This window comes from Sphingomonas sp. R1, from assembly GCF_025960285.1.
Classification (GTDB): Bacteria; Pseudomonadota; Alphaproteobacteria; order Sphingomonadales; family Sphingomonadaceae; genus Sphingomonas.
Window position 1 is genome coordinate 2,263,636 of the sequence record NZ_CP110111.1, and the last position, 14,714, is coordinate 2,278,349.

15 protein-coding genes are annotated in these 14,714 nt (G+C 68.2%); 9 read left to right on the top strand and 6 right to left on the bottom strand.

Translation table 11 applies throughout. From position 1 onward, the window contains the following. The first annotated feature begins 43 nt into the window (after positions 1 to 43). Positions 44 to 556 carry a ubiquinol-cytochrome C chaperone family protein gene (locus OIM94_RS10920; protein WP_264606759.1) on the top strand — a complete coding sequence of 171 codons (513 nt, stop codon included), beginning with the start codon at positions 44 to 46 and terminating at the stop codon, positions 554 to 556. Beyond that, entirely contained in the window at positions 553 to 1,083 is a 531-nt protein-coding gene (locus OIM94_RS10925; RefSeq protein ID WP_264606760.1) for a YceD family protein, read from the top strand. The genes OIM94_RS10920 and OIM94_RS10925 overlap by 4 nt, the downstream gene beginning before the upstream one ends. Here OIM94_RS10925 and OIM94_RS10930 read toward each other — a convergent pair. Continuing rightward, the gene (locus OIM94_RS10930) at positions 1,058 to 1,537 is read right to left on the bottom strand and encodes a hypothetical protein (RefSeq protein WP_264606761.1); all 480 of its coding nucleotides are present in this window, start codon (positions 1,535 to 1,537) and stop codon (positions 1,058 to 1,060) included. The genes OIM94_RS10925 and OIM94_RS10930 overlap by 26 nt on opposite strands. A 40-nt stretch (positions 1,538 to 1,577) precedes the next feature. Further along, positions 1,578 to 2,228: a TetR/AcrR family transcriptional regulator gene (locus tag OIM94_RS10935; RefSeq protein ID WP_264606762.1), complete on the bottom strand. Its 651-nt coding sequence runs from the start codon at positions 2,226 to 2,228 to the stop codon at positions 1,578 to 1,580. A gap of 112 nt (positions 2,229 to 2,340) precedes the next feature. Here OIM94_RS10935 and OIM94_RS10940 point away from each other — a divergent pair, with 112 nt between their 5' ends. The 3 genes from OIM94_RS10940 to OIM94_RS10950 all read left to right on the top strand — a co-directional run bounded on the left by OIM94_RS10940 (position 2,341) and on the right by OIM94_RS10950 (position 6,281). Beyond that, positions 2,341 to 4,674, top strand: coding sequence for a TonB-dependent receptor (locus OIM94_RS10940; protein WP_264606763.1), 2,334 nt, complete (start codon positions 2,341 to 2,343; stop codon positions 4,672 to 4,674). A 124-nt stretch (positions 4,675 to 4,798) separates the two neighbouring features. Next, positions 4,799 to 6,001 carry a spinster family MFS transporter gene (locus OIM94_RS10945; protein WP_264609885.1) on the top strand — a complete coding sequence of 401 codons (1,203 nt, stop codon included), beginning with the start codon at positions 4,799 to 4,801 and terminating at the stop codon, positions 5,999 to 6,001. Positions 6,002 to 6,044: 43 nt separating this feature from the next. Further along, on the top strand, positions 6,045 to 6,281 hold the full coding sequence (locus OIM94_RS10950; protein WP_264606764.1) for a hypothetical protein: 237 nt from the start codon (positions 6,045 to 6,047) through the stop codon (positions 6,279 to 6,281). On the opposite strand, the gene OIM94_RS10955 is transcribed toward OIM94_RS10950, so the two are convergent. From OIM94_RS10955 to OIM94_RS10965, 3 genes are all read right to left on the bottom strand, one after another. Beyond that, a complete protein-coding gene (locus OIM94_RS10955; RefSeq protein WP_264606765.1) occupies positions 6,282 to 7,850 on the bottom strand; it encodes a peptide chain release factor 3 in 1,569 nt (522 codons plus the stop codon). It abuts the gene before it with no gap. Positions 7,851 to 7,936: 86 nt separating this feature from the next. Beyond that, the gene (locus OIM94_RS10960) at positions 7,937 to 8,800 is read right to left on the bottom strand and encodes an aldose 1-epimerase family protein (protein WP_264606766.1); all 864 of its coding nucleotides are present in this window, start codon (positions 8,798 to 8,800) and stop codon (positions 7,937 to 7,939) included. Between the two features lie 60 nt (positions 8,801 to 8,860). Then, positions 8,861 to 11,323 carry a S8 family peptidase gene (locus OIM94_RS10965; protein ID WP_264606767.1) on the bottom strand — a complete coding sequence of 821 codons (2,463 nt, stop codon included), beginning with the start codon at positions 11,321 to 11,323 and terminating at the stop codon, positions 8,861 to 8,863. A gap of 167 nt (positions 11,324 to 11,490) precedes the next feature. Here OIM94_RS10965 and OIM94_RS10970 point away from each other — a divergent pair, with 167 nt between their 5' ends. The 4 genes from OIM94_RS10970 to OIM94_RS10985 all read left to right on the top strand — a co-directional run bounded on the left by OIM94_RS10970 (position 11,491) and on the right by OIM94_RS10985 (position 14,245). Beyond that, positions 11,491 to 12,153 (top strand): pyrimidine 5'-nucleotidase, encoded by a 663-nt coding sequence (locus OIM94_RS10970; RefSeq protein ID WP_264606768.1) that lies wholly within the window; start codon positions 11,491 to 11,493, stop codon positions 12,151 to 12,153. A 1-nt stretch (position 12,154) separates the two neighbouring features. Continuing rightward, the gene (gene dapD, locus OIM94_RS10975; protein WP_264606769.1) at positions 12,155 to 12,973 is read left to right on the top strand and encodes a 2,3,4,5-tetrahydropyridine-2,6-dicarboxylate N-succinyltransferase; all 819 of its coding nucleotides are present in this window, start codon (positions 12,155 to 12,157) and stop codon (positions 12,971 to 12,973) included. A gap of 150 nt (positions 12,974 to 13,123) precedes the next feature. Next, positions 13,124 to 13,939, top strand: a complete 816-nt coding sequence (locus OIM94_RS10980) for a hypothetical protein (RefSeq protein ID WP_264606770.1) — start codon at positions 13,124 to 13,126, stop codon at positions 13,937 to 13,939. Positions 13,940 to 14,077: 138 nt separating this feature from the next. Then, complete coding sequence (locus OIM94_RS10985) at positions 14,078 to 14,245, top strand: hypothetical protein (protein WP_264606771.1); 168 nt, start codon at positions 14,078 to 14,080, stop codon at positions 14,243 to 14,245. A gap of 16 nt (positions 14,246 to 14,261) precedes the next feature. Here the strand turns inward: OIM94_RS10985 and OIM94_RS10990 are convergent, their stop codons facing one another. Then, positions 14,262 to 14,615, bottom strand: coding sequence for a hypothetical protein (locus tag OIM94_RS10990; RefSeq protein WP_264606772.1), 354 nt, complete (start codon positions 14,613 to 14,615; stop codon positions 14,262 to 14,264). Positions 14,616 to 14,714: the final 99 nt, after the last annotated feature.

The following is a 14,714-nucleotide window of genomic DNA, read 5'->3' on the forward strand; positions in this document are numbered from 1 at the left end:
CGGCCAAACAAGGTCGCGACCGAGGAAGGCACGAACAACGGCAATGCGAATGCTCCAACGGCTCTTCGGCAAGACCGATCGCGGTACCGCCCCGCAGCTCTATGCAGGCGTCGTCGTGCGCGGCCGGGCACCGCACTGGTACACCGAAGGCGCGGTGCCGGACACGGTCGACGGCCGGTTCGACATGATCGCGGCGATATTGTGCATGGTGCTGCTGCGGCTGGAGGAAGACCCCGCGGGCATCCCCACCAGCACCGCGGTGGCCGAATGCTTCATCGACGATATGGACGGGCAACTGCGCGAGATCGGCATCGGCGATATCATCGTCGGCAAGCATGTCGGCCGGATGATGGGCATGCTCGGCGGTCGTCTCGGCGCCTATCGCAGCGGACTGGCTGCGGGTGACCTCGGCCCGGCACTGGTCCGCAACCTCTATCGCGGCACGGCGCCAGCGCCCGCCGCCCTCACCCATGTCGAGGCGCGCCTTCGCGCCTTTCGCGATGCGCTGGCGGCGATGCCGCTGGCGCGTGTGATCGCAGGAGAGCTTCCAGAATGAACGACCCCGAATTTTCCCGTCCCCACCGGCTCGACCAGATCGGCGCCGGCGAGAGCGACGTCCAGATTGCCGCCGACGAGGGCGAGCGTGCAGCGCTCAGCCGCCGCTTCGGCCTGAAGGCCATCGAGAAGCTCGACGCCGTCTACCACCTGCGCCGCGACGCGCAGGGCGTGGTGGCGCGCGGCCATCTTTCCGCCCGACTGACGCAGGCCTGCGTCGTTACCGGCGATCCGCTGCCCGCCAGGGTGGAGCAGGACTTCGCGATCCGCTTCCTGCCCGAGCCGACAACGACCGGCGGGGAGGACGAGGTAGAGCTGAGCGAGGACGAGTGCGATACCGTCTTCTACAGCGGCGGCACGATCGACCTGGGCGAGGCGGCGGCGGAGACGATGGCGCTGGAGCTTGATCCCTATCCGCGTAGCCCCTGCGCCGCCGAGGTGCTGCGCGCGGCTGGCGTGAAGAGCGAGGAAGAAGCCGAGCCGACCAAGGCGCTCGCCGGCCTCAAGGATCTGCTCGCCAAGAAGTGACGGACTGCGAGCGGGTGCCGAGCAGCCCGCCCGCCACCAGCGCGCCGATCGCGAATACGATGAGCGACCCTGCAGCAAAGGAGTCGCCACGGATCACGAAATGCCCGAGTGGCGTGTGCAGCGCGCGGAGGCCCGCCCAGTAGGGCAGGATCAGCAGCCCCCGCGCCAGGAACAGCAGCGCTAGCGCCCAGAGCGCCAGGCGATGCGCCGCACCACGCACCGGAATCCAGCAAAGCAAGGCGAGCACCGTCAGGCCGCTCGCGATCAGCAGCGTTCCGGCCAACGCTGGCCAGCCTCCCGCCGCGCGCGCCATGACGATCGACGGGGGCGCGCCAAGCCAGGTCATCCAGTTCGGCCCTGCCCAATAGGCGAACAGATGGATGGCCGCCCCGAACACGAGGCCCAGGCAGGCGAATCGGAATGCAAGGCGGCCGGGCGTTTGCGTGTTACTCATTCAACACACCTTAGGATCTCGGCGGATGCGTGCAAGCACGTCAGCGCTCGATACCGATCCCCCGTGCGAGCAACTGCGCCACCACGTCTGCAATGGCTTCGGGCGGCGTGTCCTCGTCCCACACGCTGTAGCGCAGGCCGAGGAACACGTTCATCCCCATGATCGCCCAGGCGTGAATCTCGCTGACATCGTCCCGCACCTCGCCGCGATCGGCGGCGGCGCGCAGGCGGGCGGCGATGCGATCGGCGGTACTCGCATAATGATGACGGAAGCTGGCGGGATCGACGAACTCGGCCTCGTCGACGATCCGATAGATCTCCTTGTGCGCCCGCGCGAAGCGGATGAAGGCGAGCAGCGCCGCCCGTTCGGCATCGATCTGGTCGTGCGCGCCGCGCAGCGCCGGGCCGACATGCTCGCGCACCTGCTCGCTCATGTCGCGGACGAGGGCGCGGAACACCGCGTCCTTTGAATCGAAATAGGTATAGAAGCTGCCGAGCGCGACGCCCGCCCGCCGGGTGATCCCGCTGATCGAACCCTCGTGAAAGCCCTTCTCGCCGAACTCGGCAGCGGCGGCGTCGAGGATCGTGCGCAGCGTCCGCCGCCCGCGCTCGGTCCGCGGCACCTTCGCGTCGCTCGGCGACTCCACCCCGCCTGCTGCGGAAGTGGCTGAAATGCCACGCTCGCCCGCCATGTTCCGCCTCCCCATTCAATCCCAAGTTGAAACCCGGTTCAGGTTTCAGTATAGCTTCCGCCAACGGCTTACAACCCGCGTTCAAGATGGGTTGCACCAGGGGAGGATTACCATGTCACGGCACGATTCCGTTCGTATCGCCCTGCTCGCGAGCGCCGCACTGCTCGCCGCCACGCCCGCCTTTGCGCAGGACAGCGAAACCGCCGGCCAGACCGCGCAAGCCGCCGCGCAGGCGCAGGATGGCGAGATCATCGTCACCGCGCGCCGTCGCGAGGAAAGCCTGCTCGACGTGCCCATCGCCGTCACCGCGATCAGCGGGGCGCAGCTGAATGCGCAGGGAGCGCTCGACATCACCGACATCGCCCAGTCGGCACCGAACGTCTCGCTGGAGGTCTCGCGCGGTACCAACAATACGCTTTCGGCCTTCATCCGCGGCGTCGGCCAGCAGGATCCGGTCGCAGGCTTCGAGGCGGGCGTGGGCCTCTATCTCGACGACGTCTATCTCAACCGCCCCCAGGCCGCGGTGCTCGACATCTATGACGTCGAGCGGATCGAGGTGCTGCGCGGCCCGCAGGGTACGCTCTACGGCCGCAACACGATCGGCGGCGCGGTCAAGTACGTCACCAAGCGGATCGGCACCGATCCCCAGTTGCAGTTGCGCGGCACCTATGGCAGCTACAACCAGGCCGATCTCGTGGTGAGCGCCAGCGCGCCGATCGGCGACACCGGCCTGAAGGTGAGCGCCGCCGGCGCGCGGCTCAGCCGCGGCGGTTTCGGCACCAACCTCACCACCGGCCAGGACAATTACAACAAGGACCTGTGGGCCGCGCGCGGCACGGTGGAATATGAACCCAGCAGCAGCGCCTTCTTCCGGGTCTCCGGCGACTATACCCATGACAAGAGCAACCCGCGCGGCGGCCACCGGCTGATCCCGGGCATCGTAAGCGGCACGCCCGTGCTGATCGACAAGTTCGATTCGCAAGGCGGCCTTGTCACCCCGCGCCAGGACGTGAAGGCCTGGGGAGTCACCGGGCTGGCTGAGCTTCGCCCGGCCGACTGGCTGACCTTCCGGTCGATCACCGCCTATCGCAAGGACGACAGCGCCACCCCGATCGACTTCGACGCACTGGCCGCGGTGCAGGTCGACGTGCCGGCCTATTACAACAACAAGCAGTTCAGCCAGGAAGCGCAGCTGCTGGTGAACGCCGGGGGCCTCTCCGGCCTGCTCGGCGTCTATTATCTCGATGCCAAGGCGCGCACCGTGTTCGACGTGCGCCTGCCCGGCGGCGTGACCGCGCTCACCTTCGGCGACGTGAAGACCGATACGGTCGCGGTGTTCGGCGACTTCACCTATGATGTCACACCGATGCTCAGCGTCTCGGCAGGCGGTCGCTATACCTGGGACCAGCGCCAGTCGCGCGTGCTGCGCCAGACCTATCTGGGCGGCGGTTCGCCCACCTTCGGCGGCACCGGCACGCTGTTCGCCACCACGTCGGACTTCCGCGGCAGCGCCGATTTCAAGAAGTTCACGCCCCGCGCCTCGATCAGCTTCAAGCCGAGCAAGGAGCACACGCTCTACGCAAGCTGGGCCAAGGGCTTCAAGGGCGGCGGCTTCGATCCGCGCGGCCAGACCACGGCGTGCCGCACCCCCGCCGGCACGACCTGCACGCCCGCCCAGGTCTATGACTTCATGTCGTTCGATCCCGAAAACGTCACCAGCTATGAAGTCGGCTACAAGGCATCGCTGTTCGATCGCCGGCTGAGCTTCGCGCTGGCCGCTTTCCATGCCGACTACACCGACGTGCAGGTGCCGGGATCGATCGGCACGACGATCAACGGCCAGCAGACCTTCATCGGCATCACCACCAATGCCGGCAAGGCGCGGATGCGCGGCGTGGAGTTCGAAGGCAATCTGATCGCCGCGCGGGACCTGGGCATGCAGGGCGGCACGCTCAACTTGAACTGGTCGGTCGGCTATCTCGACGCGCGCTACCAGCGGTTCATCGATTCGCGCGGGATCGACGTCGCCAGCCGCCGCCGCATCCAGAACACGCCGGATTGGACCGCGAGCGGCACCATCGGCTATTCGGTGCCGGTGGGCGACGAGGGCCAGGTGGCGGCCAGCTTCACCGCCTCCTATCGCAGCGCCTCGCAGCAGTTCGAGCTGCGCACGCCGATGCTCGACCAGCCGGGCTTCACCCTGTTCGACGCTAACCTCAACTGGGACATCAACAAGAAGCTGTCGATCGGCGTCCACGGCCGCAACCTGTTCGACAAGCGCTACATCGTCTCGGGCTACAACTTCCTGGCGCAGAACCCGGATACCGGCGACTTCCTGCGCAACGCGGCGGGCAACTATGTCCCGACGCTGGGCACCGAAGGCGTGCTGACCGGCTATTACGGCAATCCGCGCCAGGTGTTCGTCACCGGCACGGTGAAGTTCTGAGGCTGCGCTGCCCCTTCCCCCCTTGCGGGAAGGGGCGCTACCTGAAGCGACGTTTCCCAGCCGAGGAGTGACCGTGCAGCCGAGCCCCACCCGCCCCACGGCCCCGCGCGGCCTCGTCCTCGCGATGCTGCTGCTGGTCTATATCTTCAACTTCCTCGATCGGCAGATCCTGTCCATCCTCGCCCAGCCGGTGAAGGCCGACTTGGGGCTGGACGACGGGCAGCTCGGCATGCTCGGCGGTTTCGCCTTCGCGCTGCTCTATTCCACCCTCGCCATCCCGCTGGCGATGCTGGCAGACCGGACCAGCCGCAGCTGGGTGATCGCGGTATCGCTCGGCGTGTGGAGCGCCTTCACCGCGCTGTGCGGCACGGCGCAGACCTTCACCAGCATGTTCCTCTACCGGCTGGGCGTCGGCGTCGGCGAGGCGGGCGGCGTCGCCCCCAGCTATGCGCTGATCGCCGACGCCTATCCGGCCGAGCGCCGTTCGCGTGCGCTTTCGATCTACTCGCTCGGCATCCCGCTGGGTTCGGCGGGTGGAGCGTTGCTCGGCGGCTATATCGCGCAGACGGTGGAGTGGCGGACCGCCTTCCTCGTCGTCGGACTGCTGGGGCTGGTGATTGCGGTGCCGTTCAAGCTCCTCGTTCGCGATCCCCCGCGCGCCGCGCCGACCAAGGGGCAGGTGCCGCTCTCGCGCGTCTTCGGTATCCTCGCCGCCAAGCCGAGCTTCTGGCTGCTCGCGTTCGGCGCGGCGGCGGGATCGATGTGCGGCTACGGCGTGGCGTTCTGGCTGCCGAGCCTGATCCTGAGAAGCTTCCGACTGGACCTCGCGCAGGTCGGCCAGTTCTTCGGGGCGCTTGCGCTCACCGGCGGCGTTGCCGGCATCCTGCTCGGCGGCTGGCTGGGCGACCGGCTCGGACGGCGTGATCGGAAGTGGTACGCGCTGGCGCCGGCGATCTGCTACGTCCTCGGCCTGCCCTTGTTCGTGGCGGGCGTGCTCGCGCAGAGCTGGCAGGCGGCGTTTCTGCTGTTCCTGGTGCCGCAGGCGCTGGTCTATGTCTGGCTCGGGCCGGTGCTCACCGCCGTCCAGCACCTCGTGCCGCCGCAGATGCGCGCCACTGCCTCGGCCTCCTTCCTGCTGATCAACAACCTGATCGGGCTGGGCCTGGGCAGCTGGGTGATCGGCCTGCTCTCCAAGCAGCTGACGCCTGCGTACGGCGCCGCCGACGGCCTGCGCTATGCGATCGCGGCGGGGCTTGGCCTCTACCTCGTCGCCGGCATGCTGATGGCACTGGCGAGCGGGCGACTGGCGCGGGATTGGGTGGAATAGCTCCCGATTCCCGCTGCATCATGGTTACGCCTATAATAACCACATGAGCTATACCCCGACCGACCTCGTCAAAGCCGAGAAGAATGTGGTGCTCGCCGAGCGCCACATTGCCGCCCAGCAGGAAGTCCTCGCCATGATGCGCGCCGCCGGCAGCCCCACCGAGGGCGCCGAGGAACTGCTCGCCAAGTTCGAAGCCGATCGCGGCCGCGCCGAGCGCATCCGCGACTGGATCGCCAGTGGCCTGGGCGAACGCAGCCGCGAGCATCGCGTCGCCGCCTGATTACCGCTCGCGGGTCGCGGCGAACTTCACCTGGTTGTAGCGCTCGGCAATATACCCGACTTCCCAGGCCGACTTGGCCAGGAAGACGGGGTTGCCGTCGCGATCCTTGGCAAGCGCGCCGCGATTGAGATCGAGGAACTCCTTGAGCGCAGCCGGATCCTCGGCCGAAATCCAGCGCGCGGTGTCGTAGGGCGAAGGCTCGAGCACCGCGCCGACCTTGTACTCCGCGTCGAGCCGGCTGAGCAGCACGTCGAGCTGCAGCTGGCCGACCACGCCGATGATCCAGTTCGATCCGATCTCAGGATAGAAAACCTGGATCACGCCCTCTTCGGAAAGATCGTCCAGCGCCTTGCGGAGCTGCTTGGTCTTGGTCGGGTCCTTGAGCGCCACGCGGCGCAGGATTTCCGGCGCGAAGTTGGGCAGCCCGGTGAAGCGCACGCCAGCGCGCTCGGAAAGCGTGTCGCCCACACGCAGTGTGCCGTGGTTGGGAATGCCGATGATATCGCCCGGAAACGCCTCGTCGGCCAGTTCGCGCTCGCGGGCGAAGAACAGGATCGGCGAGTGGATCGCGATCGGCTTGCCATGGCCGGTCGGCGTCAGCTTCATGCCGCGCTTGAAGGTGCCCGAGACCAGCCGCATGAACGCGATGCGGTCGCGGTGGTTGGGGTCCATATTGGCCTGGACCTTGAACACGAAGCCGGTCACCTCGTCGCGGGTCGGCTCGACCGGTGCGGGTTCGGCCGGTAGCGCGTGCGGCGGGGGGGCGAATTCGGCGATCGCGGCGATCAGCGAATCCACGCCGAACTCCTTCAGCGCCGAGCCGAAATAGACCGGCGTCATGTCGCCGTTGCGATAGGCTTCCCCGTCGAACGTCTCGTAGCCGGCCTCGGCCAGCTCGACATCCTCGCGCAGCTTGGCGAGGTTCGCGGGCGAGACGATCGCGTCGAGCTGCGGATCGTCGACGCCGGTCGTTTGGATCACCTTGCCGTGGAACTCGCGGCTGTCGCCTTCGGGGAGCAGCAGGCGCTTGGTGGCGAGGTCGTAGATCCCCTCGAAGGTGCCGCCCATGCCCACCGGCCAGGTCATCGGCACCACGTCGAGCTGGAGCAGCTCGGCCACTTCGTCCAGCGTCGCGAACACCTCGCGGCCCTCGCGGTCGACCTTGTTGACGAAGGTGATAATCGGCACGTTGCGCAGGCGGCAGACTTCGAACAGCTTGCGGGTCTGGCTCTCGATGCCCTTGGCGACGTCGATCACCATCACCGCGGAGTCCACTGCGGTCAGCGTGCGATAGGTGTCCTCCGAGAAGTCCTCGTGGCCCGGCGTATCGAGCAGGTTGAAGGTGATGCCGTCGCGCTCGAACGTCATCACCGAGCTGGTGACCGAGATGCCGCGCTGCTGCTCGATCTTCATCCAGTCCGAGCGCGCACGCCGCGCCGCCCCGCGCGCCTTCACTTCGCCGGCAAGGTGGATCGCGCCGCCGAACAGCAGCAGCTTTTCGGTAAGCGTGGTCTTGCCCGCGTCCGGGTGCGAGATGATGGCGAACGTACGACGATCGGAGGGGGACATGCGGGTGCTTCGAACGGAGGGGAGAATCGCGACGCCTTAGTCGGAGACGCGTTCTTTATCCAGCAGCGAGTGCGCCGCGCTGTCCCTCAGTCGACCAGAGTTACGTCCATGCCGAAATGCCGAGTCTCACCGGGGGCGAGGCGCTGGATGCCGGGCTTGTCCCACATCTCACCCGCGAAGCCCGCCGGATCTGCGATTCCCCACCAGGGTTCGACGCAGACATAGCGGGCGCCTGGCTTGGTCCACAGGCCCAGCACGCCGGTATCGGGGAAGCGAATGCGCAGCTGCGGCCCTTCCTCCGCTCCGTAGAGCAGGCCGCGGCTGGCCAGCTGGTCCCAGATCAGCGCATCGGCGGTGAACAGATCGTCCGTGAGCGGCAGTGTCCGTCCCTCGACCGGGCTCGGCCGGCGGTCCGGGGAGATGCCGCCCTCGCCGATAAAGCGCAGCGACGAGAATTCGGGTTCGTCGAACAGGATGCGGTGCGCCGCGCGGGCATGTCCATAGGGCAGCGGCCAGGCGAAGGCGGGGTGGAAGCCGAAGCTGGCGGGCATGTCGCGATCCGCGCGGTTGGTCACCGCGATCTCGATCCACAGCGTTGCCTCGTCCAGCCGATAGCTGGCGTCGAGCGTGAAGGCGAAGGGGTAGACGGCGTGTGTCTGGGCGTCGTCCTCCAGCCGGAAGGTCACGCGATCGGCGGCCTGCTCGATCAGCGTGAAGTCGCGTCGCCGGGCGAAGCCGTGCTGGGGCAGGCTGTATTCGCGCCCGTCGAGCCGGTAGCGATCGCCCACCAGACGACCGACGATCGGGAACAGCAGCGGCGCCCTGCCCGACCAGAAGGCCGGATCGGCATCGGTCATCAGCTCCCGCCCGGCCGGGTCACGCAGCGAGGACAGCTCGGCGCCGTGCGGATTGATCGCGGCGGTCAGCCGCGCGCTTGCGATTTCGATCATTGCCAATCCCCTAGCTTCGAGCTGCGCGATAGCGGGACCGGCGACCCGGGGGAAGCGTCCTCAGAACCCCCAGCTCAACCGCACCGCGCCGCCCAGATCGCTGGGCATCGCCGCGATGTTTCCCGGCTGGCGACGCAGGAACAGATTGCTGCTCACATAGCCGTCCAGGAAGCTCCAGCGATAGCGGAGCTCATAATCGATCTCGCGGCCGACCGGGGCGAGATTGATCCGCTGGGTGCTCCAACTGGTGACGCTCAGCGTGTCGTAATCCCAGCCCTGCGGCAGCGTGAGGCCGATGCCGCCATGCGCGACGCGCAGCGGCTGGGCGATGCGCATTCCGATCGAGTCCGCACCGAACAGCCCGTCCTTGCCGATGTCCGCCGCCCAGGCGTTGGTGCGCACCAGCCCGTCGCCTTGAATGCCCTCGCGCAGCCGCACGTCGGTCCAGCCCTTGCGCAGCGAACCGCCCAGGCTCCAGCCGTCGCCCAGCGCCCAGCGCAGACCGAGATCGGCGAACAGGCTGTCCGCCCGCGCCGCGCCCAGGCCGGGGCTGAAGCGGGCCCCTAGGACCGTGTTGTTCTCGGAAAGCCGCGTCAGCGCGACGCTGGCGTTGAGCCCGCCCAGCCGCCGGTCCAGCGCGACCGTGGTGCGGCCATAGCCATAGCGCTGCCAGCGCGCCTGCAGGGCCGCGGCATCGCCGTCGTGCCGGCTAAGCACATCGCCATATTCGCTGGCGAAGGTGAGGCCCCAGCCACCGAACACGCGGCGCACCGCCGCCGATCCGCCGACGTCCACGTCGAAGCCCGCCCCGCTCAGCGGATCGCGCGCGATCAGGAAGGCGGGATCGTCCCGCCCGGCGAGCTGGGCGGTCAGCGTATTGCCGCTCTGCGATGCGCCAAACGCGAACTGGACATTAGCGCCGAGGCGGCCGCTCACCGTGGTCGCCAGCATCCGCGCGATCCCGGCATCGCGGCTGGTGATCCCCAGCGGCTCGATCCGCACCGAATCCCCGTTCGGCACCAGCGACACCGCCACGCGCACGCGATCCCCGCCGACCGAGAAGCTGCGGTCGCGCGTGGCCATCAGCGCAGGCAGGTTGCGCGACAGGCCCTGGCGCTGAAAGCTGTGGTTGAGCGTGGTCGAGAAGGCGCGACCGTATGAGTCGAGCACCGCCACACCCAGCGCGCCCTGCGAGGCATCGCCCATCGCAGTGGAAAGCGTGCCGTTGATGCCCGAGGCGAGCACCGCGGTGGTCCCGGCGACCGAGGTGGTGCCCACCGGCTGGAAGGCGCGGGTGAGGTCCAGCACGCCCCGGCCATAGATCGCATCGACGCCCGCATCGCCGACGTCGCGCGCGGTGGCGTAGAGCAGGTCGACGATCTGCTTGCCGGTCAGGTTCGGGAAGGCCTGGGCCAGCAGTGCAATCGCACCGGAAATCTGCGGCGCCGAGAAGGATGTGCCCGACCAGATATAGGCCGTGTTGTTGGCATCGGGCGCGCGCACTCCCTCGCCAACCGCGGTCAGATAGACGTTGGCCGAACTGCCGGCTCGATTGGAAAAGCTCGAGATCACGTCGCTGGCATTCACGGATCCGGCAATGATCACGAGCCCACGGGCAATCGCGCTGTTGGTGGCGGGGCTGGTGAAGGCATCGGGGTTGGCCGCGCCGTCATTGCCGGCGGCGATCACGACGATCACGCCGGCCGCCGTGGCCCGATCGATGGCGTTGGCCAGCGTGGTCGATGCGGAATCGCCGCCCAGCGAGATGTTGACCACCCGGGCCCCCGCCTGACGGGCACGATCGAGCCCGAGGGCGATCGTGCTGTCGGAAAACTTGCAGGTGGCGGTATCCTTGCCGTCGCAACTGCCCGGCTGGTCGGCGCGCTCCACCACCAGCTGCGCATCGAACGCAACACCGTGGCTACCGGCACCATTGCGCCGGCCCGCGATGGTGAAGGCCACCGCGGTGCCGTGGCCGCCGACATCGTCGATGCTGCCATTACCGGAGGGATCGCTGGAACTGGCGAGGATCCGGCAGGTGCCCACTCCCAGTCCGCCCGAGCAATCGCCGAACTCGGCGCTCTGCAGATCGATGCCCGAATCGATCACGCCCACCTTGACGCCGCTGCCGGTGGCGCCAGCCCTGTAAGCGACCAGCGCGTTCATCGACACCGCGCCCGCGCTCGCTCGATATTCGGACGTGTCGTAGTTGGTGGTCGGCGTCGGCGTAGGCGTTGGCGCCGGTGCGGGCGTGGGGGTCGGTGTGGGCGTGGGGGTCGGTGTGGGCGTGGGTGTAGGCGTCGGCGTTGGCGTGGGAGTGGGTGTTGGCGTTGGGACCGGCGTAGGTGTCGGGGTCGGGGTCGGCGCAGGCGTAGGCGTCGGTGTCGGGGTGGGTGTCGGCGTCGGCGTCGGCGTCGGCGTCGGCGCAGGGCTGGGGGCCGGTGTCGTTGCCACGCCACCGCCGCCGCTGCCGCCGCTGCACGCACCCAGCGCGACCAGGCCGCCAATGGCAGCCGACTGCATCCACCGCATGCTCAACGCAACCCGCATACTTACCCCCAGAATCGGAGCGGACGCTGTACCGCGCCACTGGTTTCCGGACCGTTTACTACCGCGCCGGGCGCGGGAGCGCGTGCCCCGCAACGCTCCCCGCTTGCGATGGCACGGGGCACCACCTACAGGCCGCGGCGATGCTCGCTCAGCTTTCGCATATCCGCAACTGGATCTTTGATCTGGACAACACGCTCTATCCCGCGAGCGCCAACCTGTTCGCGATGATCGACGCGCGGATCGGGGAATATGTCCAGCGCCTGCTGCACTGCTCCCCGGAAGAGGCGCACAAGGTGCAGAAGGCCTATTTCCACGCGCACGGCGCGACGCTCTACGGCCTGATCCAGGAACACGGCACCGATCCGCACGACTATCTGGACTATGTCCACGATGTCGACATGAGCGTGCTGCAAGCGAACGAAGCGCTGGTCGAGGCGCTCGCCCGCCTGCCGGGCCGCAAGCTGATCTTCACCAACGGCGATGCGCCCTATGCGCAGAAGGTGCTCGACCGGCTGGGCCTGGGCGAAACCTTCGAGGCGATCCACGACATCCACGCCACACGCTACCGGCCAAAGCCCGAACCCTCAGCCTATCGCGGGCTGTGCGACGCCTATGGCCTCGACCCGCACGCGTCGCTGTTCGTCGAGGACATGGCGCGCAATCTGGGGCCGGCCAAGGCCATCGGCATGACCACCGTCTGGATCGACAACGGCTCCGAACAGGCGCCCCACGCCGACCGCAGCTTCATCGACTATACCATCACCGATCTCGGAGCCTGGCTCCACAGCATCTTGGAGAGCTGACATGACCGATCTCGCCGCGACGATCGACGCCGCCTGGGAAGACCGCGCGAACCTGAGCTTCGCCACCACCGGCGCGGTGCGCGATGCCGTTGCCGAAGCGCTGAACCTGCTCGATCGCGGCGAGGCTCGCGTCGCCGAGCCGGTGGACGGCGGCTGGCAGGTCAACCAGTGGCTCAAGAAGGCGGTGCTGCTCAGCTTCCGCCTCAACGACAATGTCGTCGTCCCTGGCCCCGAAGGCACCGCCTGGTTCGACAAGGTGCCCTCGAAGTTCACCGGCTGGGATGAGGCCGCCTACCGCGCCGCGGGCTTCCGCGCGGTGCCGGGCAGCATCGTCCGCCACGGCGCACACATCGCCAAGGGCGCGGTGCTGATGCCCAGCTTCGTCAATATCGGCGCCTATGTCGGCGAAGGCACCATGGTCGATACCTGGACCACGGTCGGCAGCTGCGCGCAGATCGGCAAGAACGTCCACCTTTCGGGCGGCGTCGGCATCGGCGGCGTGCTCGAGCCGTTGCAGGCCGATCCCGTCATCATCGGCGACGGCGCGTTCATCGGCGCGCGCTCCGAAGTGGCCGAGGGCGTGCGAGTCGGCGAGGGTGCCGTGCTCTCGATGGGCGTCTATCTCGGCGCCTCGACCAAGATCGTCGACCGCGCGACCGGCCAGGTCTATCGCGGCGAAGTGCCCCCCTATGCGGTGGTGGTGCCCGGCACGCTGCCGTCCGAGGACGGCAAGCCAGGCCTATACTGCGCGGTCATCGTCAAGACCGTCGACGCACAGACCCGCAGCAAGACCGGCATCAACGAGCTGCTGCGCGACTGATTGTAACAGGGGCCGTTACACCTCGCGCCGGGAATGCGGAATGCCGACATGGTTCTGCCGCAATCCCGCCGCGTCCCCACCGGCGTATAGCGACCGCCGGGGCGGAGCTCGATTCCCCGGCATCGCCTTGTCCTGAGTGTCCCGCGCGCCATGCTGTCCACCTCCTCCGCCTCGCCCGTGCGCCGGTTGCGCGTCTCGTTGCGCGGGCGCACCGTCGCGATCCTGCTGGCGCTGACGATCGAGCTGCTGATTGCGCTGCTGCTCCTGTGGATGGCGCCGCATGTCGAGCCCAAGGAAAAGCCGAAGCCGGTGGTGTTCGGCATCGACGCGGCGGAGGGAGACAAGGCCCCAGCCCAGAAGGACGCTGCCAAGGCGCCGGAAAAGGCCCGCCGACGCGCCGGCGAGAAGGCCGAGGCGGCACAGCCGACGCCGCCCACCGCGGCACTGCCGCCGCCGCCGGTCACGCCACCGGTATCGAGCGGGCCGCCCAGCTTCATCGTGATGAGCCGGCGCGACTATGCCGCGAGCGACATCGCCAAGGCGCCCGCCGCGCAATCGGGCGATCAGGGCAACACACAGACCGCCGAGGCGGGCGGCGGCAGCGGCGCGGACGATACCCCGCGCGCCGGCACCGGTCCGCATGGCGAAACGCTCTATGCCGCCGACTGGTATCGCCGCCCGACCAACGCGCAGCTTTCCCCCTATCTGCCGCAGCGCGCGCTGGGCCGCGAAGGCTGGGGTGAAGTCGCCTGCCGGACGATCGAGCGCTACCAGGTGACCGATTGCCAGGAGCTCGGCGAGTTCCCGCGCGGCTCGGGTTATGCCGGCGCGGTGCGCCAGGCGGCGTTCCAGTTCCGGGTGAAGGCGCCCCGGGTGAACAGCCGGCTGTTGATCGGCAGCTGGGTGCGGATCCGCATCACCTATTCGCAGCGCGCCGGCGGCGGTGATGGCGGCGACGCCGACTAGGATATGTCCCCCGCCGATACAGGCGGTGCGACAATCCGCCCAATGGCATCGGACGGCCGTCCCCCCTATTTCCCACGCCCGACGGAGATCGCCCAGGCACGGGATATTCTTCGCGACCGACGACGTCAGGGTACAGAGATGATTTGGGTTCCGATCTTGCTGGGCGCGTTCAAGCTGATCGTGTTCGGCACCGGCATGTTCTTCGCCATCAAGTGGCATTACGATCAGGGCAGGAAGAAGAAGGCGGAAGAGGCCGCGCACAAGGCGCAGGCCGCGGTGGAACCCGTACCCACCACCGCCGAGTGATGTCAGGCCTGCGGCGCTAGTCCGTAGCTTCCTCGTCTGCGGCCAGTCGCTCCAGCCATGCCTGGGCCTGTTTGGGCTCGCCGACGGCCGAGGGGCCGACCGGCCCCCGCGCCGCCAGAAACGCCTGCTGGAGCGCGAACAGCGGCAGGCCGAGCCGCGCGCGGGCATCGTCGATCTCCTCGCCCAGTTCGGCGAGCTGCTCCAGCGTCGGCCGGACCGCGGCGCGGGCGTGACGGTCCTTCTGGTGATCGAACAGGCCCCATTTGCCCGCTGCGGTCCGCTCCAGCGCCTCGATCAGCGCGGCACGATACTCCGCTTCGAGTTCGAGGCGCCGGTTGTCGAGCCGTTCAAGGCGGTCTGCTTTTGCCATCGGCGGCATGTATCGAGCGCCAGGGCAACGGGCAATATGAAGCCCCTTCCCTTCAGGCGCCGGGTTGGCGTGGGGTAGCTGACCGACACCGACCATTGT

What these genes read in the sequence shown, in the direction of transcription:
- OIM94_RS10955 (WP_264606765.1), bottom strand. Translation starts at nt 7,850, where the DNA reads ATGTCCCCCTCCGATCGTCGTACGTTCGCCATCATCTCGCACCCGGAC.
- dapD (WP_264606769.1), top strand. Translation starts at nt 12,155, where the DNA reads ATGACCGATCTCGCCGCGACGATCGACGCCGCCTGGGAAGACCGCGCG.
- OIM94_RS10935 (WP_264606762.1), bottom strand. Translation starts at nt 2,228, where the DNA reads ATGGCGGGCGAGCGTGGCATTTCAGCCACTTCCGCAGCAGGCGGGGTG.
- OIM94_RS10945 (WP_264609885.1), top strand. Translation starts at nt 4,799, where the DNA reads ATGCTGCTGCTGGTCTATATCTTCAACTTCCTCGATCGGCAGATCCTG.
- OIM94_RS10950 (WP_264606764.1), top strand. Translation starts at nt 6,045, where the DNA reads ATGAGCTATACCCCGACCGACCTCGTCAAAGCCGAGAAGAATGTGGTG.
- OIM94_RS10980 (WP_264606770.1), top strand. Translation starts at nt 13,124, where the DNA reads ATGCTGTCCACCTCCTCCGCCTCGCCCGTGCGCCGGTTGCGCGTCTCG.
- OIM94_RS10940 (WP_264606763.1), top strand. Translation starts at nt 2,341, where the DNA reads ATGTCACGGCACGATTCCGTTCGTATCGCCCTGCTCGCGAGCGCCGCA.
- OIM94_RS10925 (WP_264606760.1), top strand. Translation starts at nt 553, where the DNA reads ATGAACGACCCCGAATTTTCCCGTCCCCACCGGCTCGACCAGATCGGC.
- OIM94_RS10965 (WP_264606767.1), bottom strand. Translation starts at nt 11,323, where the DNA reads ATGCAGTCGGCTGCCATTGGCGGCCTGGTCGCGCTGGGTGCGTGCAGC.
- OIM94_RS10990 (WP_264606772.1), bottom strand. Translation starts at nt 14,615, where the DNA reads ATGGCAAAAGCAGACCGCCTTGAACGGCTCGACAACCGGCGCCTCGAA.
- OIM94_RS10960 (WP_264606766.1), bottom strand. Translation starts at nt 8,800, where the DNA reads ATGATCGAAATCGCAAGCGCGCGGCTGACCGCCGCGATCAATCCGCAC.
- OIM94_RS10930 (WP_264606761.1), bottom strand. Translation starts at nt 1,537, where the DNA reads ATGAGTAACACGCAAACGCCCGGCCGCCTTGCATTCCGATTCGCCTGC.
- OIM94_RS10985 (WP_264606771.1), top strand. Translation starts at nt 14,078, where the DNA reads ATGATTTGGGTTCCGATCTTGCTGGGCGCGTTCAAGCTGATCGTGTTC.
- OIM94_RS10970 (WP_264606768.1), top strand. Translation starts at nt 11,491, where the DNA reads ATGCTCGCTCAGCTTTCGCATATCCGCAACTGGATCTTTGATCTGGAC.
- OIM94_RS10920 (WP_264606759.1), top strand. Translation starts at nt 44, where the DNA reads ATGCGAATGCTCCAACGGCTCTTCGGCAAGACCGATCGCGGTACCGCC.